Below are 23,772 nucleotides of genomic sequence, written 5' to 3' on the forward strand. Positions count from 1 at the left end.
AACCCCCCGCACGTCTCGGTGCAGGGGGTTCCGGAGACGACCCTTACGTCGGGTTCAGGTCGATGGTCTGGGTGCGTTCGGTCTTGGTCTTGCCGACCAGGGCCTTGCGCATCGCGTTGCGGACGTCCTCCATCGCCAGCGGGCGCTTGCCCGTGGCGCTGTTGACCATCACGCCGTCGAAGGTGCTGCCGCACAGCTCCTTCATCGCCTTCAGGTCGTAGACCTCGATCAGCTTCCCGTTGATCGCCTTCATCGAGAGGATCTTCGGCAGTGACTTGCCCGGGCCGAAGTCGATGCCCTTGCCGGTCGTGCCCGCGTTGATGCGCACGAGTCCCGACATGGCGGGCTCGGCGAACTCCTTCATCGCACGGTCGAGTTCGGCCTGCGTGATGGTCGGCTGCTTGGCCACCACGGGCAGTTCGACCGGCACCTGCTTCCCGCTGCGCACCTGCGCGAGGTAGGCGTCGCGGACCTTGGCCATGGACGCCTTGGCGTCGAGCGCCTTGCCGGGCTTGCCCGGCTTGGCGACGGCCTTGCCGCTGGAGAAGTCGATCGAGCCGTCGGAGGCGGTGCCGGAGGTGCCGGCCAGCGAGGTCAGGGCGACCGTCAGCTTCTCCTCGTCGACCGGGACCACCGGCTCGGCGACGCGCTCGCCGCCGAAGAGGGAGCCGACCACCGACACCGGGTTGTAGTCGGTGCCGGACGCGCCGCGCACCGTCTCCTGGCTGTCCAGGGACAGGCCCGCGTTGCCGGGGGCCAGTTCGGTCTTCTTGCCGTCGACGACGAGCTGGAGCGGCAGCGCGGCCCGCTTGCCGAGCGCCGCGTCGAGCTTGACGACGGCCTCGTCCTTGGTGCCGCCGCCGATGTCCACGCCGAGGACGGTGGTGCCCTTGGGCACGTCGGAGTGGTTGAGCAGCAGGCCCGCGCCGTACACACCACCGGCGATCACGACCACGCCGACCGCCAGCAGGACCACCTTGGAGCGGCCCTTCTTGGCGGGCGCTGCGGGCTTGGGCGCGGGCGGCGGCGGAGCCGGTTCACTGCGTACGGGTCCGCCCCGGCCGGGACCGGACGCGCCCGGCGGGTCCGGCAGCCGGGGGGTGAGGTTGGGGCCCGAGGGGAACTGCGGGCGCGGCCCGTCGGGCTGCACCACGGGGACACCGCTGGTGAGGGTGTCGCCGGAGACGTACCCGGGGGGCGTCATGGGGCCGGGGCCGGCCGGCCGGTCGTCGCGGGGGTCGGTCTGCGGGGTGAGGAGGGCGGTGTCGTCGCCCAGGCCGCCGGCGCCGTTCATCCCGGTCAGCGGGTTCGTGCCGTACGGGGAGGACGCGCCCGGCGCCTGACCGGGACGGGCCTCGGGCCAGGGACCGGAAGCGGAACCCGAACCGGGCATCTGGTGCTGACCGGTCGTCTCCATGCCCGGCAACCGGTGCTGGCCCGTGGTGTCCATGCCCGGCATCTGGTGCTGGCCGGTCGTCTCCGCGCCCGGCATGTAGTGCTGGCCGGTGGTCTCGGGGCCGAAGCCACGGCCGCCGGAGGGGGCCTTGGGGGCCAGGGGGCTGCTGCCGTTGGCCGGGCCCGTGGTGGGGCCCGTGGGGGTCGCCGAGGCGGCGTTGGACTCGGGGAGGCCGGTGCCGTCGGTGAAGTAGGGCAGGCCGCCGCCCTGGGCGGGGGCCGGTGCCGGGCGGTCCGGCGAAGGCTGCGGCGTCACCGGGGCCTTGCGCGGCGCGAACCAGTCGCTGGTGGGCTTCTCCTCGCCGGAAGCGGAACCCGCCCCCTGGCCTTCGGCGCCCTTGTCGCGGACGGTGGCGCCCTGCACGCGGGTGGGCAGCGGAGGCTGGCCCGAGCCGGTGGCCGAGGCGTCGGCGGCGGAGGGTGCGGCGGACAGCGGCTCGGACGGCGGCCACACGGTCTCGCCGGTGCTCCCGGCGTCCGCGGAACCGTCCGCCGACGCCCCGTCACCCTCGCTGTCGGCCATGGGCTTGCGCATGACGACGGGCGGGATGGGGCGCGATCCGGGGATGTTGATGCGGATGCGGGTGGTCAGGGTCGTCTCGGTCCTGGGCTCGTCCGGCTCCGGAGCCTCGGCGGGCTCGTCGCCTGCACCGGCACCCGGGCCGTCCTGGTGGAGCGAGGGGTACGGGCTCTGTCCGTACGGCGTCGTACCCGAGGGGTACGCGGTTCCGCCGCGCCCCTGCGCGCCGGAGGACGAACTGTCAGTTTCACGACTCAAGGCAGGTTCTCCCGGTTGGCTCCACCGCTCGTTCTCTTGACCATGTGCTGCGGGCGGCTCGGCGGCGCGCACCACCATACTGGCCGCCGCCGACCCGAGCCCCGCGGCCGTGGATACGGGCGCTTCCCCTGCAACAGCGGGAGCGGGGGCTGCGAAGCGGGAGCGGACGCGTGAATCGGGCGGGAAAAGCGAAGGGAAAAGTGGAGGGAAACAGAAGGAAGGGGGAAGGAAGGGGTGCGTCAGTTCCCAGGCCGGGCGGTGCCCTTGGCGGTCACGGGCAGCCGGGGCATCGTGGCGCAGATCACAGCGAGGACGATGCCGCCGATGAGGAAGATGCTCGCACCGGTGCCGCCGCCGATCAGGACGTCGCCCTCGGTGCGGCCCGAGGTGGTCACCAGGACGGCGAGCAGCCAGCCCAGTCCCGGGACGGCCGCCCCGAGCCGGGTGCCCAGTGCGTACGTACCCCCGTAGAAGAGGCCGCCCGCGCCGAGCAGCGAGAGCAGCAGCCCGAGCGGCATCAGCGCCCCGGAGACCAGGCCCCCGGCGATCCCGGTGAGGGCGCCGAGGACGAAGAGGCCCAGGTAGAGGGGGATGCGGCGGGGGTTCACCGGCTGGGTCAGCAGCAGCGAGGGGGCGGCGGCACTCGGGGTGCCGGTCGTCCTGGCGACGCTGCGCCTGCCGGGCGCCGGGCCGGAGGGCTTGGCGTCCTTGCTCACGCGTCGACCCCCGCGAAGAGGTCGGTCTCGACGGGCTCGTCGCCCTCGGGGTCGCGGGCGGGGACGATGCGCTCGTAGTACTCGGTGGTGAAGACGGGCTGGGCCAGCTCGTTGGAGAGCAGGAACCAGGGCTCGTGCACGGTGATCTGGGTGGCGTGCGCGCGCATCGCGGCCGTCTTGGCGGCCGTGTACGCGGTGCCGTCGATCGCGGTGGTGATGTGCTCCTCGTCGACCACACCGGGCACGTCGTCGACGGGGGCGATGCCGGGGAAGCCGGGGTCCTCGGCGCGCAGCCGGGCGAAGGCGTCCTCGGCGACGGGGCGCGGGACGCGGTTCCAGTACACCTTTTCGACGGCGTGCGGGACGCCGAAGTCGGGGCGGTAGGTGGGTTCGGCGGCGAGTTCGGTGGCGCGCATGGCGACGCGGTGGGCCTGGATGTGGTCGGGGTGGCCGTAGCCGCCGTCCGGGTCGTACGTCACCAGGACCTGCGGGCGGACCTCGCGGATCACCTGCACGAGGTACGAGGCGGCGGCGTTCACGTCGGCGTGCCAGAAGGCGTTCTCGCGGTGGTTCTGCGGGGTGTTCATCATCCCGGAGTCGCGGAAGTGGCCGGCGCCCGCGAGGAAGCGGTGGTCGGTGACGCCCAGTTCCTTCATCGCGTCGGCCAGCTCGACGGCCCGGTAGGGGCCGAGCGCGTCGTCCCGGTCGGCGGCGAGGTGGGCGAGGGAGGGCGGGATGATCTCGCCCTCCTCGCCCTGGGTGCAGGTCACGAGGGTGACCTGGGCGCCCTCGGCCGCGTACTTGGCCATGGTGGCGCCGTTGTTGATCGACTCGTCGTCGGGGTGGGCGTGCACCAGGAGCAGACGACGGGTGGGGAGCTCGGTCATGGGGACAGCCTACGAGGTGGCTGCAAAAGGGTGCCGGGGGTCAGAAGTGGAAGTTCCCCAGGACCCCGGCGATGTTCGTGGTGACGTCTTTGACCGTGGGCGCGATGGACGAGCTGGCCAGGTAGAAACCGAGCAGCATGCAGACCACCGCGTGTCCGGCCTTCAGTCCGGATTTCCGGACCAGCAGGAAGACGACGATCGCCAGCAGCACCACCAGTGAAATCGAGAGTGCCACGGCGGTTCACCTCCACTTGAGTTCGGTCGGGACGACGGAAACGGATCAACGGCAGCACGACAGGTGCCAGCAGGTCTATACCCACCTAGCGCTACGGATCATAACTATCCGCATCCACGCATTGATCGGTGCACGGCAGCACGAGGGGCGCACGGGGGGCGGGCAGTTGGGGAGCGTGGCCGGAAATCGCCGCTGCGGCAGCGCGAGTTGAGGGCCCGGCGGCGTCGGTGCCGGCCTACCAGCCCGGTGGGCGCGAGCTCGGCGGAGGCGGTCCGAAGGCGCCGCCGCCGGGGAGCGGCGAGGGCCCGTACCCGTCGTAGACGTTGGCGGCGAGCCGGGGCGGCGGGTCGCCCGGCACGCCCCGGCGGCCGAGCAGCAGGACCAGGGCCGTTCCGGCCAGCAGGTGGAAGACCCAGCCCACCACGGTGAGCTGTTCGACCCCGCCGAGCGCCCCGAATCCGGCGAAGAGGTCGGCCCGTACCGCCAACGACACCCCGGCCGCCCCACTGATGCCCACCAGCCCCGCGACGACCAGCCCGAGGGGCCGCGAGTACACCGCGCCCAGGGCCGCTCCGACCGCGGCCGTGAGGGAGCCGGCGACGAGAACCAGACAGGCCCAGCCCGCCGGAATGCCGAGCAGTTGGAGTCCGCCGCCGCTGCCGGTGAAGCGTTCCGCATAACGGGTGAAAGACCCCGGATTTTGGACGAATCCGTACACCTCCCAGGCGACTGCCACCAGTCCCACCGCCATCAGCAGCACAGCTCCCGCGAGGCGGGCCGCCCGCCCCGGGCGCGTCGGAATACGGGCCCCCTGGAAGAGGGCCCCGTCCGTACGCCCGTACGACCCCGGCGCTCCCTGGCCGGATCGCACCGGCCTGCGCCCCGCCGCGACCGTGATCAACAGGATCGCCGCGAGCCCCAGCGCGAGGAAGGTGGAGATCATGGCCCGCATCCGCAGCCCGTGCGGATACACCTCCGCGAAGCCGTCCACCCACAGCGCCGGGGCCCGCACGGCGAGGGTGGCCAGGGCGGTCGTGGCGAGGGCCGAGGCGGCCACCGGTGAGCGCGGCACGAGGACCGCCACGACGACGTACACGAGCAGCAGGCTCAGGTCGTAGAGGGTGCTGGCGGTGAGGAAGCGGTCGGGGCCGCTGCCCGCCCAGGCCCACCAGAGCCGGGCCGGGTCCTCGACGAGGCGCAGGTCGCGGACGATCCAGACGCCCGTCAGGAGGGCCAGGAGCAGACAGACCCCGCTGCCGGTGAACCGTGCGCCGCGTACCAGTGACTGAGGCTGCCCCGTCGCTCCCATGGGTGAATGGTCCACCCTGGTAAGGGAGTTGAACAAGGGGCCGGTGTTCGCATCCGCAACGCGACCGGGCGGGCCGCGGGAAGGGCGACCGGCCGGGGCGACATGGCGCACCCCGGCCGGTCAACGGCACCCGCACGGCCGTACGTCCCTCAGACTCCCGCAGACGCGTGTCGCGCGCGTTGCCCGCCGGTTACAAGCACCGGCCGTCAGCGGGGCACGACCACCCGCTCCTCCGCGAAGTGGCACGCCGAGTCGTGCGCGGCCGGCGAGTCGGCGTCGCGGAAGACCGCCGGGACCGCCAGCAGCGGCACCTCCTGCGCGCACCGCTCCTGCGCCTTCCAGCAGCGGGTGCGGAAGCGGCAGCCGGACGGCGGGTTGGCGGGCGAGGGCACGTCGCCGCTGAGGATGATCCGCTCGCGGTGGTCGCGGGCGGTGGGGTCGGGCACGGGCACGGCGGAGAGCAGCGCCTGGGTGTACGGGTGGGTGGGGTGCTCGTAGATCTCGGCGTCGGTGCCGATCTCGACGACCCGGCCCAGGTACATCACGCCGACCCGGTCGGAGATGTGCCGGACGATCGAGAGGTCGTGGGCGATGAAGAGGTAGGAGAGGTTGAACTCCTGCTGGAGCTTCTCCAGGAGGTTGATGACCTGCGCCTGCACGGAGACGTCGAGGGCCGAGACCGGCTCGTCCGCGACGATGATCTCCGGATTGAGGGCGAGGCCGCGGGCGATGCCGATGCGCTGGCGCTGGCCGCCGGAGAACTGGTGCGGGTAGCGGTTGATGTACTCGGGGTTGAGGCCCACGACGTCGAGCAGCTCCTGCACCTTGCGGCGCCGGTCGCCCTTGGGAGCCACCTCGGGGTGGATCTCGTACGGCTCGCCGATGATGTCGCCGACGGTCATGCGGGGGTTGAGCGAGGTGTACGGGTCCTGGAAGACCATCTGGATGTTGCGGCGTACGGCCTTGAGCGCGCGGCCCGACAGCTCGGTGATGTCCTCGCCCTTGTAGCGGATCGCGCCCGACGTGGGCTTCTCCAGCTGCACGAGCATCTTGGCGACGGTCGACTTGCCGCAGCCGGACTCGCCGACGATGCCGAGCGTCTCGCCCCGGCCGAGGTCGAAGGAGACGCCGTCGACGGCCTTGACCGCGCCGACCTGCTTCTTGCGGATGATGCCCTGGGTGAGCGGATAGTGCTTGACCAGGTCCCGTACTTCGAGGATCGACTCGCCCCGGGAGACGCTGCGGGTCGAGGGACCCACCCAGGAGCTCGCCTCGGTCGCACCGGAGGTCGTGCCGGACGTGTCCTTGCCCAACTCAGGCATCGAGCGTCTCCTTCCAGAAGTGGCAGGCGCTCTGGCGGCCCTCGGCCACGTCGAACAGCGGCGGCACCTTGCTGCGGCAGATGTCCTGGGCCATCGGGCAGCGGGGGTTGAAGGCGCAGCCCGGCGGGATGTTGAGCAGGTTCGGCGGCAGGCCCTTGATCGCGTACAGCTCCTGGCCCTTCTGGTCCAGGCGCGGGATCGATTCGAGGAGTCCCTTGGTGTACGGGTGGGCCGGGTTCGCGTAGATCTCCTTGACCGGGGCGGTCTCGACGATCCGGCCCGCGTACATCACCGCGATCTTGTCGGCGACGTCGGCGACGACACCCAGGTCGTGGGTGATGAGGATGAGGCCCATGTTGAGCTCGCGCTGGAGCTCCGCGAGCAGGTCCATGACCTGGGCCTGCACGGTCACGTCGAGGGCCGTCGTCGGCTCGTCCGCGATGATCAGCTTGGGCTCCAGGGCGAGCGCCATCGCGATCATGATGCGCTGGCGCATGCCGCCGGAGAACTGGTGCGGGTACTGGCCGACCCGCTCCTTCGCGGCCGGGATGCGCACCCGGTCCATCAGCTCGACGGCCTTGGCCCGGGAGTCCTTCTTCGACATCCCGCGGTGGACGACGAACATCTCGCCGAGCTGCTCCCCCACCGACAGGACCGGGTTCAGGGAGGACAGCGCGTCCTGGAAGATCATGGCCATCTCGGCACCGCGGATCTTCCTGCGCTGGTCCTCCTTGAGCTTCAGCAGGTCCTTGCCCTGGAAGAAGATCTCGCCCTGGGGGATGCGCCCTGGCGGCATGTCGAGGATGCCCATGACGGCCTGTGCGGTCACCGACTTGCCGGAGCCGGACTCGCCGAGGACGGCGAGGGTCTCGCCCTCGTCGACGCTGTAGTTGACCCCGTTGACGGCCTTGGCGACGCCGTCGCGGGTCTTGAACTCCACGTGCAGATCGCGTACTTCAAGCAGCATGTCAGCGCACCCTCTATCGCAGCTTGGGGTCGAGGGCGTCGCGCACCGCGTCGCCGAGCATGATGAACGCGAGGACCGTGATCGCGAGCGCGCCGGCCGGCCACAGCAGCATGTGGGGCGCGTTGCGGACGTACGCCGAGGCGGACGAGATGTCGATGCCCCAGGACACGGTGGGCGGCCGCAGACCGACGCCGAGGTAGGAGAGCGTGGCCTCCAGCGCGATGTACGTGCCCAGCGCGATGGTCGCGACGACGATGACCGGCGCGATCGCGTTGGGACTGATGTGCCGCAGCAGCATCCGGGAGTTGCCCGCGCCGAGCGCGCGGGCGGCCTGCACGTAGTCGTTCTGCTTGGCGGTGATGACCGAGCCGCGCGCGATGCGGGCGATCTGCGGCCAGCCGAGCAGCACGATGAAGGCGATCACCGGCCAGACCGTGGTGCCGGGGACGACCGAGAGGAAGACCAGGCCGCCGAGGACGACGGGGATGGCGAAGAAGACGTCCGTGATGCGCGAGAGCAGCGAGTCGAACCAGCCGCCGAAGAAGCCCGCGAGACCGCCGAGCAGGCTGCCCAGCAGGGCGACGCCGAGGGTGGCGCAGACGCCGACCGTCACCGACGCCCGGGCGCCGTAGACGGTACGGGTGTAGACGTCGCAGCCCTGTCCGTTGAAGCCGAAGGGGTGGCCCGGCTGGGAGCCCTGCTGGGCCTTGGCCAGGTCGCAGGCGAGCGGGTCGCCGGACGCGATGGCCGAGGGCCACAGCGAGATGAACACCAGGAAGGCGATGATCAGCCCGGAGACGATGAAGACGGGGTTGCGGCGCAGGTCGTGCCAGGCGTCGGACCACAGGCTGCGCGCCTTGTCGCTTTTCCCGGACCCCGGCGGCTGCTCCAGGCTGGTGCCCTCGGCGACGGCGAGGTCCATCGCGCCGCCGGCTCCGGCACCGGAGACGGCGAGGTCGTCCTTGGGGGAAGTGGGCTCAGGCATACCGGATCCTCGGGTCGAGAACGGCGTACAAGAGGTCGACGATCAGGTTCGCCACCAGATAGACGAGGACCAGGATGGTCACGAAGCCGACGACGGTCTGTGAGCTCTGGCGGACGATGCCCTGGTAGAGCTGGTATCCGACGCCGTGGATGTTGAAGATGCGCTCGGTGACGATCGCGCCGCCCATCAGGGCGCCGACGTCGGTGCCGATGAAGGTGACCACCGGGATCAGGGAGTTGCGCAGCAGGTGCCGGGAGATGACCCGGCGGCGTGGCAGGCCCTTGGCGACGGCGGTGCGGACGTAGTCGGCGCGGGCGTTCTCCGCGACGGAGGTGCGGGTCAGGCGGGTGACGTACGCCAGGGAGACGGACGCCAGCACCAGTCCCGGCAGCAGGAGTTCGTCGAAGGTGGCCGCCGGGGAGACGGCCGGTTTCACCCAGCCCCACTTCACGCCGAGCAGCAGTTGGAGCAGCAGACCGGTGACGAAGGTGGGGACCGAGATGACGATCAGGGTGAGCAGGAGGAACCCGGTGTCGATGGGCCGTCCCCTGCGCAGACCGGTGAGGACGCCGAGGCTGATGCCGATGACGATCTCGAAGACGATCGCCACCAGGGTCAGCCGGAAGGTCACCGGGAAGGCGGTGCTCATCAGTTCGGTGACCTTCTGGCCGTTGAAGGCGCGGCCGAAGTCACCGGTGAAGAGGTTGCCGAGGTAGGTCAGGTACTGCTGCCAGACCGGCTGGTCGAGCCCGAAGTCCTTCTTGAGCTGCGCGGCGACCGCGGGGTCGCACTTGCGGTCGCCGCACAGGCCCGCGACGGGGTCGCCCATGACGTTGACCATCAGGAAGATCAGCAGCGTGGCGCCGAAGAAGACCGGGATCATCTGGAGCAGACGCCGGATCACATAACGTCCCATGACTGGGGGCTCCCGTGGTCGTCGTTACGGTGAACTCGTCAGCGGTGGACGTCAGTTGACCTTGATCTCGCCGTAGACCGGGATGCTGAAGGGGTTCAGCGCCACGTTGGAGACGCGGTCGGAGTAGGCCACGGAGCCGTTCTGGTACCAGAGCGGGATGGCGGCCATGTCGTCGGCGACGACCTTCTCGGCCTTCTGGTAGGTCTCGACGGCCTTCTTGGTGTCGACCTCGGCGTTGGCCTCGTTCATGAGCTTGTCGAAGTCCTTGTTGGACCACTGGCCGTCGTTGGACGAGGAGCCCGTGTAGTACAGCGGCTCCAGGAAGTTCTGGATCAGCGGGTAGTCCATCTGCCAGCCGGCCCGGAAGGGGCCGTCCATCTCGCCCTTGGTGACCTTGCTGCGGAAGTCCGCGAAGGTGCCGATGGGGTTGCCGACGCAGGCCTTGTTGTCGCCCAGCGCGTTGTTGATGCTGTTGCAGACGGCGTCGACCCAGTCCTTGTGGGAGCCGCCGTCGGCGTTGTACGAGATCTTCAGCTGGCCGCCGGGGATGCCGCCGCCCTCGGTGATGAGCTTCTTCGCCTCGGCCGCGTCGTACTCGCAGTCCGCGCCGCACAGTCCGGCCTTGTAGCCGCCCTCCTCCTTCAGGACCGGGGAAGTCCAGTCGGTGGCGGGGGTGCGGGTGTTGTGGAAGATCGACTCGGTGATCTGCTTGCGGTTGATCGCCCGGGAGATGCCCTTGCGGACCTTGGCGGCGCCCTCGGTCTTCCACTCCGGCTTGTAGAAGGGGAAGGCGAGGGTCTGGATGATGCCGGCGGCGGGGCTGGCGTACCGGCCGTTGACATCGTTCTTGACGTTCTGGATCTGGGCGGCGGGGACGTCGTCGAGGAGGTCGAGGTTTCCGGCGACGAGGTCGTTGTAGGCGGCGGTGTTCTCGGTGTAGACGCGCAGGTCCACGCCGTTGTTCTGCGCCTTGTCCGCGCCCGGGTACTCCTCCCACTTCTTGAGGTTCATCGCCGAGCCCTTGGCGTAGTTGTCCACCGTGTAGGGGCCGTTGCCGACCGGCTTGGACAGCCACGCGTCGCGGTCGTCGAAGAAGGCCTTGGGCAGCGGGGCGAAGGCGTTGTAGCCGAGGGTCTCGGGCCAGGTGGAGAACTTCTGGTTGAGCTTGACCGTGAAGGTCTTCGGGTCGACGACCTTGAGGCCGGACATGGTCTCGGCGGTGGGGTCGCCCTTCTCCGGGTGGACCTTGTCGTAGCCCTCGATGTAGCCGAAGAAGGGGGCGCCCTTCTGCTTGTTCTTGACGTTGGCCGCGTAGTTCCACGCGTTGACGAAGGACTCGGCGGTGACCTGCTCGCCGTTGGAGAACTTCCAGTCCTTGAGCTTGACCGTGAAATTCTGGGCGTCCGTCGTCTCGATCTTCTCGGCGACGGCATCCTCGGCGGCGCCCGTCTTCGGGTTGTACCGCTTGAGGCCGCGCATCACCATGTCGAGGACCTTGCCGCCCTGCACCTCGGTGGTGTTCGCGGGCTCCAGGGGGTTCTGCGGGTCGCCCCACCAGGCGCTGAGCACGCCTTCTCCGCTGCTGCCGCCGCTGCCTCCGCCGCCGCAGGCGGTCGCGGCGAGAGCGACGGCGGCCGCGGCTGCGGCCCACTTGGCGTGCCTGGCTCCGCGCATGGGGTGCCTCCTGGAGTCCCGAAGATGACTTAGGGACCCATATCACCCCATTTGGTACGAGGTCGCATCTTCACGTCCGCCATATGCGGTCAGGCCGTGTCGGGGTACGGGTCGGTGGCCAGCCGGGCGTGGGCGTGCATGTCGACGCGGCCGCCGGTCCCCGCTCCCACCCCGGACTCCGGCGCGGGCAGAGCGCCCCGGGCCACCCCCTCCACCGCGTAACCCGCACGCCGCGCCACCTTGCAGGACGGCTCGTTCCCCACGGCGTGCCCGAGTTCGAGGCGGTGCAGGCCGACCTCCTCGAAGCCCCAGCGGGTGCACAGCTCCACCGCCCGGGTGGCCACTCCCCTGCCCCGCGCCCCGGCCAGCAGCCAGTAGCCGATGCCCGCGACCCGGCGCTGGTGCTCGATCTGGTGCAGGCCGACGTTGCCGAGGATCTCGCCCGTCGCGCGGTCGGTGATGCAGAACTGGGCGAAGCCCCCGCTCCGCCAGCCCTCGGCCCGGGAGCGGATGATCCGCAGGGCGGCCGCCTCGTCGGTGGAGCTGCCGTTCATTCCGTCCCAGCGCAGGAACTCGGGGTCGTTCATCCCCGCCACGAGCTGCGGCACGGCCGACTCGGGCCAGGCCGTCAGCCGCAGCCCGAATCCGGTGAGCTCGGTGAAGGTCAGGGTCATGCGCTGCTCTCCTTCAAGGGTGCGTACGTACGGAAAACGACACCGCCCCCGTCCCGAGGAGGCTCGGAACGGGGGCGGTCGACAAGGGCACGGTGTCCCGGGTGCGGAGGGTCAGGCCGCGCCCACCACGTCCTTGACCTCGGCGAAGTGGCACGCCGACTCGTGGGCCGCCGGAGTGTCCGTACCGACGAAGCGCGTCGGGATCGCCAGCAGCGGCTCCTCCTGCGCGCACTTCTCCTCGGCCTTCCAGCAGCGGGTGCGGAACCGGCAGCCCGACGGCGGGTTGGCCGGCGAGGGCACGTCACCGGTGAGCACGATCCGCTCGCGGTGGTCGCGGGCGGACGGGTCCGGGACCGGGACGGCCGACAGGAGCGCCTGGGTGTACGGGTGCGTCGGGTGCTCGTAGATCTCGGCGTCCGAACCGATCTCCGCCATCTTGCCCAGGTACATCACGCCGACGCGGTCGGAGATGTGCCGGACGATGGAGAGGTCGTGCGCGATGAAGACGTAGGACAGGTTGAACTCGTCCTGGAGCTTCTCCATCAGGTTGATCACCTGCGCCTGGACGGACACGTCCAGGGCCGAGACGGGCTCGTCGCAGATGATGATCTCCGGGTTGAGCGCGAGGCCGCGGGCGATGCCGATGCGCTGACGCTGACCGCCGGAGAACTGGTGCGGGTAGCGGTTGATGTACTCGGGGTTGAGGCCCACGACGTCCAGGAGGTCCTGGACCTTGCGGCGCCGGTCGCCCTTGGGAGCCACCTCGGGGTGGATCTCGAAGGGCTCCCCGATGATGTCGCCGACCGTCATGCGCGGGTTCAGCGAGGTGTACGGGTCCTGGAAGACCATCTGGATGTTGCGGCGGACCGCCTTCAGCGCGCGCCCGGACAGCTTGGTGATGTCCTGGCCCTTGTAGAAGACCTCGCCCGCGGTCGCCGTCTCCAGCGTCATCAGCAGACGGGCGACCGTGGACTTGCCACAGCCGGACTCGCCCACGATGCCCAGCGTCTCGCCCTGGTAGAGGTCGAAGGAGACCCCGTCCACGGCCTTGACCGCGCCGACCTGGCGCTTGAAGAGGATGCCCTGGGTCAGCGGGAAGTGCTTGACCAGGTTGCGGACCTGGAGGATCGGCTCCCCGCGCTCCACCGGCGCCTCGATGGCGGCGACGGCCTCCTCGACCGAGGCGGCGTCCACCGTCTCGACCTCGGTGACGTTGGGGGTCGCGTCCACGGCCTCATCGGACTTGTGAAGCTCAGCCATGGATCGTCTCCTTCCAGAAGTGGCACGCGCTACCGCGGCCGGGCAGTTCGGCGCCGCCCTGCTCGGTGACCTGCACCAGCGGCGGGATCTCCGAGCGGCAGATGTCCTGCGCCATCGGGCAGCGCGGGTTGAAGGCGCAGCCCGAAGGGATCTTGAGCAGGTTCGGCGGCAGACCCTTGATCGCGTACAGCTCCTGGCCCTTCTGGTCCAGGCGCGGGATCGATTCGAGGAGTCCCTTGGTGTACGGGTGCGCGGGGCGGGCGTAGATCTCGTGGACCGGGGCGGTCTCGACGATCCGGCCCGCGTACATCACCGCGATCTTGTCCGCGACGTCGGCAACGACGCCGAGGTCGTGGGTGATCAGGATCAGGCCCATGTTGAACTCGCGCTGGAGCTCCGCGAGGAGGTCCATGACCTGCGCCTGCACCGTCACGTCGAGAGCCGTGGTGGGCTCGTCCGCGATGATCAGGTCGGGCTCCAGGGCGAGCGCCATCGCGATCATGATGCGCTGGCGCATACCGCCGGAGAACTGGTGGGGGTAGTCGTTGACCCGCGCCGCGGCGGCGGGGATCTTGACCTTGTCCATCAGCTCGATGGCCTTGGCCTTGGCCTCCTTCTTGGAGAGGCCGAGGTGCACCCGGTACATCTCGCCGAGCTGGTAGCCCACGGTGAGCACGGGGTTGAGGGACGAGAGCGCGTCCTGGAAGATCATCGCGATCTTCCGGCCGCGGATCTTGCGCCGCTCCTCGTACCCCATCGTGAGCATGTCCTGCCCGCGGTAGAGGATCTCGCCCTGCGGGATCTTGCCCGGCGGCATGTCCAGGATGCCCATGATCGCCTGCGCGGTCACGGACTTGCCGGAGCCGGACTCGCCGAGGACGGCGAGGGTCTCGCCGGCGCCGACGGAGTAGTTCACACCGTTGACCGCCTTGGCCACACCGTCGCGGGTGTGGAACTCGACGTGCAGGTCGCGCACTTCGAGCAGCGGGGTGCTGTCGGAATCGCCCGCTCCGGAGAGGGGGGCACTTGCGGTTTCTTCGATGATCGTCACGACGCCCTCCTAGCGCAGCTTCGGGTCGAGGGCGTCACGGACCGTGTCACCAAGCATGATGAACGCGAACACCGTAAGGAACAGCATTCCGGCGGGGAAGATCAGCACGTGGAGGTTGTTGCGGATCTCCTCGCTGCCCGCCGAGATGTCGATGCCCCACGAGATGGTCGGGTCGGCGAGACCCAGACCCAGGTAGGACAGCGTCGCCTCGGCGGAGATGAAGCCGCCGAGCGCGATGGTGGCGACCACGATGGTGGGCGCGAGCGCGTTGGGCAGCACGTGCCGGAAGATCATCCGGCTGGTGCCGGCGCCGAGGGCGCGGGCCGCGGTCACGTAGTCCGCCTGCTTGGCGCTGATCACCGAGGCGCGCATCACGCGGCAGATCGACGTCCAGCCGAGGAAGGCGAGCGCCGCGATCACGACGTACACCTTGCGCTCGGTGAAGGCGTTCAGGACGACCATCGTGCCGAGCAGGAAGGGCAGTCCGAAGAAGATGTCCGTGATGCGGGAGATGATCGAGTCGATCCAGCCGCCGAAGTAGCCGGAGAGCAGACCCAGCAGACCGCCGATGAGGGTGATCGCGAGGGTCACGCCGACGCCGACGAGGATCGAGGCGCGGGTGCCGTGGATGACACGGGCGTAGATCGACCGGCCCTGGATGTCGTAACCGAACCAGTCCGCCTGGAAGAAGTGCCCGAGCTCGGGCTTCGTCAGGTAGTGGTTGGTCAGGTCGCCGGCCCGCGGGTCGGCGCTGGTGAACAGGCCGGGGAAGGCCGCGATCACCAGCAGGACGAACAGCATGACCGCCGCGGTCCAGAACATCGGACGGTGGCGCAGGTCGAACCATGCGTCGCCCCAGAGGCTGCGGGGCTTGCCGGTCGACGGCTTGGCGACGGGGGCCTCGGGGGCCGCGTCCGCTGCCGGGGGCGCGATGGCGTCCACGGCGGCGTCGGTCTTGGACTTGGTCACGTCAGGCATACCGGATCCTCGGGTCCAGGACCGCGTACAGCAGGTCGACGATCAGGTTGATCACCAGGATGATCAGGACGAACACGGTGACGATTCCGACGATGGTGGAACCCTCACGCTGCTGGAGCGCCCGGAAGAGCAGGTTGCCCACACCCTGGACGTTGAAGATGCCCTCGGTGACGACGGCACCGCCGATGAAGCCACCGATGTCGGTGCCGATGAAGGTCACCACGGGGATCAGGGAGTTGCGCAGCAGGTGCACTCCGACGATGCGGCGTCGGGGCAGACCCTTGGCGAGGGCGGTGCGCATGTAGTCCGCGCGCAGGTTCTCGGCGAAGGTCGTACGCGTCAGTCGTGCCACGTACGCCATGGAGAGCATGGCCAGGACGAATCCCGGCAACAACAACTGGGTGATGTCCATCGAGTCGTCGACGTTCGGAGCCACCCAGCCGAGGGTGTCCGCGAAGACGTACCGGGCCAGGTAGCCCATGATGAACACCGGCACCGAGATGACGATGAGGGTGAAGAGCAGGACGCCGGTGTCCGGGGCCTTGCCCACCTTCAGACCGGCCCAGGCGCCCAGCGAGAGGCCGACGAGCAGCTCGATGACGAGCGCGACGATCGTGAGGCGGATGGTCACCGGGAAGGCGGCCGTCATCTCGTCCCAGACCGGTCGACCACCGAAGGTCTCGCCGAAGTTCAGCTGGAACAGCTTCTTCATGTAGTCGAAGTACTGCATGTAGAGGGGCTGGTCGAGCCCGAACTTCTCACGCAGTGACGCCAACTGAGCCGGGTCCGCACCCTTGTCGCCGAACATCGCCCTGATGGGGTCGCCGGGAAGGATGTGAACCATAAGGAAAATCAACAGAGTGGTCCCGAGGAACACCGGGATCATCTGGAGCAGTCGCCGAGCGACGTAGCGCCCCATCATGCCTCCATGCCGTGAGGGGTCGGCGATGGCCTTCGCAGTTGTTCTCCGCCGTGGGGTATGGGCGGTGAGTTGACGGGCCTACGCCTGCCTGCCGACGCCGCCCCTCCTCGGGAGCGGCGCCGGCAGACCGGTTCTGAGAGTTACTTCTTGGCCTTGACCTGAACGTCGGTGAAGATCGGGTCGCCGTCCTGGCCGTACACGATCTTGCCGAACACGTTCTTGGACTGGCCCGAGTTGTTCTTGTAGAACCACAGCGGGATGGCCGGCATGTTCTTCGCCAGGAGCTGCTCGGCGTCCTGGTACATCTTCACGGTCTCGTCAAGCGTCTTGGCCTTGTCGGCCTCGGCGGACAGCTTGTCGAACTCCTCGTTCTTGTAACCGCTGGTGTTACCGGCGGCCGTGGAGCCGTACAGGTCGCGCATGAAGTTCGAGTTGACCGGGTAGTCGAGCACCCAGCCACCGCGGTACATGGACTTGACCTTCTTGCCGTCACGGGCGTTCAGGTCGGTCGCGAAGTCCGGCTTCGAGTCGCCGACGCACTCGACCTGGGTGGCCTGACGGATCGAGTTGCAGACCGCGTCGACCCACGCCTTGTGCGGCTGGTCGGCGTTGAACTGGATCGAGATCTTGTTGCCCGGGACGCCGCCACCCTCGGTGATGAGAGCCTTGGCCTTCTTCGGGTCGTACTTCGTGATGTCGCCGAGGGCGCCGGGCTTGTAGCCGAGCACGCCGCGGGCGACGTAGGAGTCCGCGGGCTCACGGGTGCCGTTCAGAACCGTCTTGGTGATCGTCTCGCGGTCGATCGCCATCGAAAGGCCCTGGATGACCTTCGGGTTGATGTTCTTGAACTGGTCCGTGTAGAACGCCGGGACGATCGACTGGACGGCCGAGTACTCCTGGTCGATCGCGCGGTCGCCGAGGTCCTGCTTGTAGTTCTTCAGCGCGGTGACCGGGACCTGCTCGATCCAGTCCAGCTGGTCCGAACGCAGCGCCGAGTAGGCCGACTCCGCGGTCGTGTAGTTCTTGAAGTCGATGCCACCGTTCTTGGCCTTGTTCGGGCCCTGGTAACCGTCGAACTTCCGAACCTTGATGACCTTGTTGTGGTCCCACGACTCGAACTTGTACGGGCCGTTGCCGACCGGCTTCTGGCCCGCGGCCTTCGGGTCCTTGAAGAAGGACTCCGGCAGCGGCGCCCAGACGTCGTAGCCGAGCTTGTACGCGAAGTACGAGACCGGACCGGTCAGGGCGATCGTGAAGGTGTTCTCGTCGACGACCTTCAGACCCTCCATCTCGGTCTTCTTCGGGTCGCCCTTCTCCGGGTGGACATCGGTGTAGCCCTTGATGTCCTGGAACCAGCTGGAGTTGGTCTGGTTGTTCTTGGTGTTGGCCGACCAGTTCCAGGAGTCCACGTAGGACTTGGCGTTGACGGGGGTGCCGTCGTGGAACTTCCAGCCCGGCTTCAGCTTGACGGTCCAGACGCTGGAGTCCTCGTTCGGCGTGACGGACTCGGCGTTGACGTTCACCAGCTTGCCGGTGCCGGGCTCGTAGTCCACCAGGCCCGACCACAGGGTGCGCAGGACGCGGCTGCCCTGGCTCTCCTTGGCGTTCGCCGGCTGGAGCGGGTTCTGCGGCTCGCTGAGCTGGGCGACCAGGATCCCGTTCGGGTCGGCCTTCCCGGCGTTCATGCCGCTGTCGCTCTTCTTGTCGTTGCCACCGCAGGCGGTAGCGGCCAGAGCCACGACTATCGCGCCTGCGACCCACTTGGCGCTCTTGGCACCGCGCATGGGGTTCCTCCTCATGAGTCCACTTGTTAACTGCAAGAGGGGGCACAGGTGCACTCGCCGACACCCCTGACGGCGAGAAGATTCTGGTGCCCCAGTGTGCTCGTGAGTCGGCGCTCCCCACAGCGCCTAACCCATTGACCCGAGCTCAGTGGAGCCAACTATTAAGTACGTCCGGACCGTAAACCACACTTAAAGGGTCTCGTTTTGACAACATCACTTACCACCGAGTGACCGAAATCCGGACAAAGTGAGTCCAGACAGACACCCCCGAAACGGACTGTTAACGCAACTTCCGGAGAGTGTTGATCGATATCCGGACACATGGCCCGCGAAAACGACTTGACCGACGGGTCAGTACGGGACAGTTGGATCTTGCCCGGATCTTGTCTGGACAGCCCGGAGGCCCGACACTCTGACGAGTGTCGGGCCTCCGGCTCCCGGCCCTGACGGGCCCCGGGTCAGCGCTTGGCGCGCGAGGCGGTACGACCGCGCTCCTTGGCGTCCAGGACGACCTTGCGGATGCGCACGGCCTCCGGGGTCACCTCGACGCACTCGTCGTCGCGGCAGAACTCCAGGGACTGCTCCAGCGACAGCTTGCGCGGCGGCACCACGTTCTCGGTGGTGTCGGCGGAAGCGGCACGCATGTTGGTGAGCTTCTTCTCCTTGGTGATGTTCACGTCCATGTCGTCGGCGCGCGAGTTCTCGCCGACGATCATGCCCTCGTACACCTCGGTGCCGGGGTCGGTGAACAGGACACCGCGCTCCTGGAGGTTGATCATCGCGAACGGCGTGACCGTACCGGCGCGGTCGGCGACCAGGGAGCCGTTGTTACGGGTCACCAGCTGGCCGAACCACGGCTCCAGGCCCTCGTGGATCGAGTGGGCGATACCGGTGCCGCGGGTGTTCGTCAGGAACTCCGTACGGAAGCCGATGAGGCCGCGGGAGGGCACCACGAACTCCATGCGGACCCAGCCCGAGCCGTGGTTGGACATGTTGTCCATCCGGCCCTTGCGGACGCCCATGAGCTGCGTGACGGCGCCCATGTGCTCCTCGGGGACGTCGACCGTCATGCGCTCGACCGGCTCGTGCACCTTGCCGTCGACGAGCTGCGTGACGACCTGCGGCTTGCCGATGGTCAGCTCGAAGCCCTCGCGGCGCATCTGCTCGACCAGGATGGCCAGCGCCAGCTCACCGCGGCCCTGCACCTCCCAGGCGTCGGGGCGCTCGGTGTCCAGGACGCGGAGCGAGACGTTGCCGACGAGCTCGCGGTCCAGACGGTCCTTGACCTGACGGGCCGTCACCTTGCGGTCCTTGACGGCGGACTTGGCGTCCGCGCCCTTGCCCGTGCCGCCGCGGCCGACCATCGGCGAGGTGTTGGTGCCGATGGTCATGGAGATGGCCGGCTCGTCCACCGTGATCAGCGGGAGCGCGATCGGGTTCTCCGGGTCGGCCAGGGTCTCGCCGATCATGATGTCCGGGATACCGGCCACGGCGCAGATGTCACCGGGGCCCGCGACCTCGGCGGGCTTGCGGGTGAGCGCCTCGGTCATCATCAGCTCGGAGATGCGGACGTTCGAGATCGAACCGTCGCGCTTGATCCAGGCCACCGTCTGACCCTTGCGCAGCTCGCCCTGCTCGACGCGGAGCAGCGCGATGCGGCCGAGGAAGTTGTCGGCGTCGAGGTTGGTGACGTGCGCCTGCAGCGGGGCGGACTCGTCGTACTCGGGGGCCGGGACGTGCTGGAGGATCGTGGAGAAGAACGGCTCCAGGCTGTCGCTGTCCGCGGGGACGGTGCCGTCCTCCGGCTTGGTCAGCGAGGCGATGCCGTCACGGCCGCAGGCGTAGACGATCGGGAACTCGATCTGGTCCTCGTCCGCGTCCAGGTCCAGGAACAGGTCGTACGTCTCGTTGACGACCTCGTCGATCCGGGAGTCCGGGCGGTCCGTCTTGTTGATGCACAGGATGACGGGCAGGCGCTGCTGGAGGGCCTTGCGGAGCACGAAGCGCGTCTGCGGCAGCGGGCCCTCGGAGGCGTCGACCAGCAGGACGACCGCGTCCACCATCGACAGGCCGCGCTCGACCTCACCGCCGAAGTCGGCGTGACCGGGGGTGTCGATGATGTTGATGGTGATGACGTCGCCGCCATCCTTCGGGTGGTACTTCACCGCGGTGTTCTTGGCCAGGATCGTGATGCCCTTCTCACGCTCCAGGTCATTCGAGTCCATCATGCGGTCGTCGAGCGACTCAGAGGCGTGCGCGGCGAAGGAGCCGGCCTGCTTGAGCATGGCGTCGACGATGGTCGTCTTGCCGTGGTCGACGTGGGCGACGATGGCTACGTTACGGATGTCGTGGCGCGTGGGCATGGGTTGCTAAACGCTTCTCTCGATCGTGGGATGCGGCGTCTCGTTCCTCGTACGCCCACCGGGCGGACGCGCCACGGCTTACCCCATGGTACGGGGCGGACGCGGGACGGGCTTCCCGGGCCGATCGGTGCAGCGCAGACAAGGGTTCGCGCGGCAGACAGGGGTGACCTGCGCGAACAGGGGGTGGAAGGCGAGCCTCCGGGTCAAGAGGTCGGGAACGACCTTGCCCGCCGGAGGACCGGCGGGCAAGGAATCGGGGCTTATTCGGGGTGGGTTCTCAGACTCCGAGATGCCCTCTGACCTGCGGTGCAGCGTTTATTTCCCGTTACTTGCGCTCATCTTTGGCCGAATCGGGCTTCTTGAAGCCGATGTCCTGGTAGCGGGGTGCGGAGAAGCCGAAGGCACCGGCGTTCACCAGCTCCGGCTTCACCGCCACCAGCTCCGGACGCTGGTAGAGCGGAATCGATCCGGCCGCCGCCCAGATCCGCTCGTCGGCCTGCTTCACCAGCTCCCGGGCCACCTCCTCGTCCAGCTCGGCCGCCGCGCGGTCGAAGAGCTGGTCGATGTGGTCGGTGCCGACCCGGGTGTAGTTCTGCTCGACGAACAGCGAGCCGTCCGCCGCCGGCTCCGGCTTCGCGAAGATCGGCCGGTCGTCGGTGGCCGGGTAGGCGGTGCCGGGCCACGAGTAGAGCGCCAGGTCGTAGTCGCCGGAGGCGATGTGGTCCTTGAAGTAGCTCTCGTCGGCGACCTTGGTGATCTCGGTGCGTACGCCGATGGACTCCAGCATCCGCGAGATCTGCTCGCCGACCGTGCGCAGGGCCGACGAACCGGGGTCGGAGGGCAGCACGAACCGCAGGGTCAGCGGCTTGCCGTTCTTGCCGACCACCCGGGGGGCCGCCGCCGCGGCTCCGGCGGCAGCGGCGGGGGCCGCGGTGCCGCGCGGGGCGTAGGCCCCGGCCATGCCGCCCTTCTTCTTCTCCTTGGCCTCGGTCTTGCCGTCGGCCTGGTCCTTGTGGTCGCGGTACTCGGTCCGCTCCTTCTTGTACGTCTTGTACGCGAGGACCTTGTGCGCGGAGACCAGGTCGGCGGGCCCGGCGGCCGGGGCCAGGACGTAGCTGCCGGACTCGGCGGGGCCGCCGTCGCCGGGCTTGTCGTCGCCGACGATGTACATGCCGTCGTCGGAGGCCTCGTCGTCCTTCTGCTTCTGCTTCTTCTTGTCGGCCTTCTTGTCCGCGCTGCTTCCGGCGGTACGGCTGCCCGCGCCGCCCGGGGTGAAGCCCGCGTCCGCCAGGAGGGCCTGCGCGGCCTGCGCGTCCGGGGCGCCCAGCGCGTCACTGCCGTCGGTGTACGCCTCCTGCCCGGCGAGCGCGAGGTGGCTGCCGAGCGGGGCGGCGGGCAGGCCCAGCGGGGCGAGCACCGACTCGGCCAGCTCCTTGCGGTTCAGGGCGCGGGCCACCGCCCGGCGCACCCGCTCGTCGGCCAGCGGCCCCGAGGTGCCGTTCAGCGCGAGCTGCGTGTAGGCGGGCTCCAGGGACTTCCGTACGGTGAAGGCGCGCAGGGCGCGCTGTTCGTTCGCGTACGACTGGGCCTCCTGCTGCCTCTTCCTGCGGGCCTCCTGCTCGGCCTCGGCGCTCTCCTCGTCGACCGCGCCGTGCGCCCGCGCCCAGGAGCGCAGGGCGTCGGCGGCGCTGGTGGTGGAGCCGGGGCCGTGCGCGGCGGGGGCCTGACCGGCGTCCTTGGCGGCCAGGGCGATACGGTCGGCGGCCTGCCGGTCGATCTCGGCGATGTCGATGCGCCCGGCGGCCAGGGCGGCGGCCCGCTCCTCGCGCGGCACGGCGCGCAGCACCACCTTGTCCAGCTTGGCGGGCTTGCCCCACCAGCGCGGATTGCGCTCCAGGACGACCGAGCCGTCCTGGCGGTCCAGCTTCATCGGGCGGAACGGGCCCGCCGTAGACTTCAGCTTCGTACGGGCGCCGTCGTTGAAGGCGTCGGGCGTGCCCATGACCTCCTTGGGGTACAGCGGCGTGAAGAGCGAGCGCCAGTCGGCATAGGGGCGGGCGAAGGTGACCTTCACCTCGAGGTCGTTGGCGCCGCGCTCGATCTTCTCGATGCGCTCGTAACCGGCGTTGCGGGCGGTCCAGTACGCGGTCTCCTTGCCGCGCAGCGCCCGCCACTGGGCGACGAAGTCGGCGGCGCCGATCTCCCGGCCGTCGCCCCAGACGGCCTCCTGGTGGATCTTGTAGAGGACGACCTGCTTGGGCTCGCGCTCGACGATCGAGGCGTCCTCCAGGTAGTCGGGGTTGCGCTGCGGCTTGCCCGCCTGGTCGAGGACGAAGAGGGAGGGGAGCACCGCGCCCGCGATGCGCGCCGTCGTGGTGTCGGCGTCCGCCTGGAAGGCGTTGAAGGTGGCGGGGACGGAATCGACGGCCCAGTTCAGGGTGCCGCCGTCGGCGACCTGCTCGCGGTCGGCGGAAGCTACGTCGGCGGCGACGGGCACCGCCTCGCCGTGCTGCTCGTCCGACGCTCCGCCGCAGCCGGTCAGCGAGGGCAGCGCGAGCACTCCGCAGACCAGGAGGGTCGCGGGGCGCAGGGCACGCCGGGTGCGGGGCGCGCGCGGGATCGCGGCGTCGGACATGGCTGGTACCTCCAGGCTGACCCGGCCGTTCCTGCCGGAATGGGCCGTTAGATTCACATTTGGGGGCTTATTGAGGTGATCACACTTGTTGTCCTTACCGGCTCACTGAAAGGGACCTCGCGCGGGGGGAGGTGACGACACGTCGGGCATTCGGGGAAGGGCACCCGTGCGGCCCAATCGGCTGTGCGGGTGGGGCGCGCGGGGCGGGCGTGCTTCGCGTACCGGCGTACGCACCCTTCACAAGGAGGGATGTGACGCGCGACACTCCAGGCGCATGGGCGTTGCGTGAGCGCACGGCGGAAGCGAGGCCAAACCATGTCCCTGCACGAGGAATTGACGGAGCTTCAGGAAAGCCTGGACCGGCTCGAACGGTCGGTACTGAGGCTGACCGGGCGGATCGGTGAGAGTCATCCGCTGGATGTGCGGCGGGTGCGGACGGATGCGGCGCACCTTCGGGAGAGTGTGGCGATGCTGAGTGCCCTGGCGGCGGCGGGCGGGGCCACCGGGCGGGGGCCGTCGGCCCGGGCCGAGCTCATCACCATTCCCGATGCGCCGTATGACAGTGCCCTGTGGACCGACTCCGACGACGAGGGGCTCGGCGCGCGCAACCGCCACGCCCCCTGATCCTCTCGGGGCGGGGACCCTCTCGGGGCGGGGACCCTCTCGGGGCGGGGACCCTCTCGGGGCGGGATCCCTCTCGGGGCGCGGTCCCTGCCCCCTGGCCCCCTCGGGCGGCGCCCCTTCCGCCCAGCCCCCTCGGGCGGCGGGGCCGCCCGCCCCCTTCCCCCTCCCTCGCCCCCTTGGGCGGCGGCCCCCCCCGGGGGGCGGAACGGGCGGGCAAGGGGGCGGTACGCCCGATCC

The 23,772-nt window shown here is 69.4% G+C and carries 19 protein-coding genes; 1 reads left to right on the forward strand and 18 read right to left on the reverse strand.

What is annotated here, in order from left to right:
* Nucleotides 1–43 precede the first annotated feature (43 nt).
* From IE269_RS01030 to IE269_RS01115, 18 genes are all read right to left on the reverse strand, one after another.
* The gene (locus IE269_RS01030; protein ID WP_189820739.1) at nt 44–2,233 is read right to left on the reverse strand and encodes a hypothetical protein; all 2,190 of its coding nucleotides are present in this window, start codon (nt 2,231–2,233) and stop codon (nt 44–46) included.
* A 239-nt stretch (nt 2,234–2,472) separates the two neighbouring features.
* Nucleotides 2,473–2,949: a DUF6113 family protein gene (locus IE269_RS01035; RefSeq protein ID WP_229897381.1), complete on the reverse strand. Its 477-nt coding sequence runs from the start codon at nt 2,947–2,949 to the stop codon at nt 2,473–2,475.
* Complete coding sequence (gene mshB / locus IE269_RS01040) at nt 2,946–3,836, reverse strand: N-acetyl-1-D-myo-inositol-2-amino-2-deoxy-alpha-D-glucopyranoside deacetylase (protein WP_189820740.1); 891 nt, start codon at nt 3,834–3,836, stop codon at nt 2,946–2,948. Before mshB ends, IE269_RS01035 begins: the two co-directional genes overlap by 4 nt.
* 40 nt (nt 3,837–3,876) lie before the next feature.
* Entirely contained in the window at nt 3,877–4,071 is a 195-nt protein-coding gene (locus IE269_RS01045; protein WP_189820741.1) for a hypothetical protein, read from the reverse strand.
* Between the two features lie 235 nt (nt 4,072–4,306).
* The gene (locus IE269_RS01050; protein WP_189820742.1) at nt 4,307–5,380 is read right to left on the reverse strand and encodes a hypothetical protein; all 1,074 of its coding nucleotides are present in this window, start codon (nt 5,378–5,380) and stop codon (nt 4,307–4,309) included.
* A 206-nt stretch (nt 5,381–5,586) separates the two neighbouring features.
* Nucleotides 5,587–6,702, reverse strand: a complete 1,116-nt coding sequence (locus tag IE269_RS01055) for an ABC transporter ATP-binding protein (RefSeq protein WP_229897382.1) — start codon at nt 6,700–6,702, stop codon at nt 5,587–5,589.
* Entirely contained in the window at nt 6,695–7,669 is a 975-nt protein-coding gene (locus tag IE269_RS01060) for an ABC transporter ATP-binding protein (RefSeq protein WP_189820743.1), read from the reverse strand. Before IE269_RS01060 ends, IE269_RS01055 begins: the two co-directional genes overlap by 8 nt.
* A gap of 13 nt (nt 7,670–7,682) precedes the next feature.
* Nucleotides 7,683–8,654 (reverse strand): ABC transporter permease, encoded by a 972-nt coding sequence (locus IE269_RS01065; RefSeq protein WP_189820744.1) that lies wholly within the window; start codon nt 8,652–8,654, stop codon nt 7,683–7,685.
* On the reverse strand, nt 8,647–9,570 hold the full coding sequence (locus IE269_RS01070) for an ABC transporter permease (RefSeq protein ID WP_189820745.1): 924 nt from the start codon (nt 9,568–9,570) through the stop codon (nt 8,647–8,649). The genes IE269_RS01065 and IE269_RS01070 overlap by 8 nt, the downstream gene beginning before the upstream one ends.
* A 51-nt stretch (nt 9,571–9,621) precedes the next feature.
* A complete protein-coding gene (locus IE269_RS01075) occupies nt 9,622–11,244 on the reverse strand; it encodes a peptide ABC transporter substrate-binding protein (protein WP_189820746.1) in 1,623 nt (540 codons plus the stop codon).
* An 89-nt stretch (nt 11,245–11,333) separates the two neighbouring features.
* Complete coding sequence (locus IE269_RS01080; RefSeq protein WP_189820747.1) at nt 11,334–11,918, reverse strand: GNAT family N-acetyltransferase; 585 nt, start codon at nt 11,916–11,918, stop codon at nt 11,334–11,336.
* Between the two features lie 111 nt (nt 11,919–12,029).
* A complete protein-coding gene (locus tag IE269_RS01085) occupies nt 12,030–13,178 on the reverse strand; it encodes an ABC transporter ATP-binding protein (protein WP_189820748.1) in 1,149 nt (382 codons plus the stop codon).
* A complete protein-coding gene (locus tag IE269_RS01090; protein ID WP_189820749.1) occupies nt 13,171–14,229 on the reverse strand; it encodes an ABC transporter ATP-binding protein in 1,059 nt (352 codons plus the stop codon). The genes IE269_RS01085 and IE269_RS01090 overlap by 8 nt, the downstream gene beginning before the upstream one ends.
* Before the next feature lie 9 nt (nt 14,230–14,238).
* A complete protein-coding gene (locus IE269_RS01095) occupies nt 14,239–15,207 on the reverse strand; it encodes an ABC transporter permease (RefSeq protein WP_189820750.1) in 969 nt (322 codons plus the stop codon).
* Nucleotides 15,200–16,126 carry an ABC transporter permease gene (locus IE269_RS01100; protein WP_189821329.1) on the reverse strand — a complete coding sequence of 309 codons (927 nt, stop codon included), beginning with the start codon at nt 16,124–16,126 and terminating at the stop codon, nt 15,200–15,202. Before IE269_RS01100 ends, IE269_RS01095 begins: the two co-directional genes overlap by 8 nt.
* Nucleotides 16,127–16,269: 143 nt before the next feature.
* Nucleotides 16,270–17,913, reverse strand: coding sequence for a peptide ABC transporter substrate-binding protein (locus IE269_RS01105; protein ID WP_189820751.1), 1,644 nt, complete (start codon nt 17,911–17,913; stop codon nt 16,270–16,272).
* Nucleotides 17,914–18,371: 458 nt separating this feature from the next.
* Nucleotides 18,372–20,276, reverse strand: coding sequence for a translational GTPase TypA (gene typA / locus IE269_RS01110; protein ID WP_189820752.1), 1,905 nt, complete (start codon nt 20,274–20,276; stop codon nt 18,372–18,374).
* A 325-nt stretch (nt 20,277–20,601) separates the two neighbouring features.
* Nucleotides 20,602–22,911 (reverse strand): ABC transporter family substrate-binding protein, encoded by a 2,310-nt coding sequence (locus IE269_RS01115; RefSeq protein WP_189820753.1) that lies wholly within the window; start codon nt 22,909–22,911, stop codon nt 20,602–20,604.
* Nucleotides 22,912–23,226: 315 nt separating this feature from the next.
* On the opposite strand from IE269_RS01115, the gene IE269_RS01120 reads away from it, so the two are divergent.
* On the forward strand, nt 23,227–23,535 hold the full coding sequence (locus tag IE269_RS01120) for a hypothetical protein (protein ID WP_189820754.1): 309 nt from the start codon (nt 23,227–23,229) through the stop codon (nt 23,533–23,535).
* The last annotated feature ends 237 nt before the right edge of the window (nt 23,536–23,772 follow it).

Source organism: Streptomyces spiroverticillatus, assembly GCA_014650415.1.
In the GTDB taxonomy this organism is placed as follows: domain Bacteria; phylum Actinomycetota; class Actinomycetes; order Streptomycetales; family Streptomycetaceae; genus Streptomyces; species Streptomyces spiroverticillatus.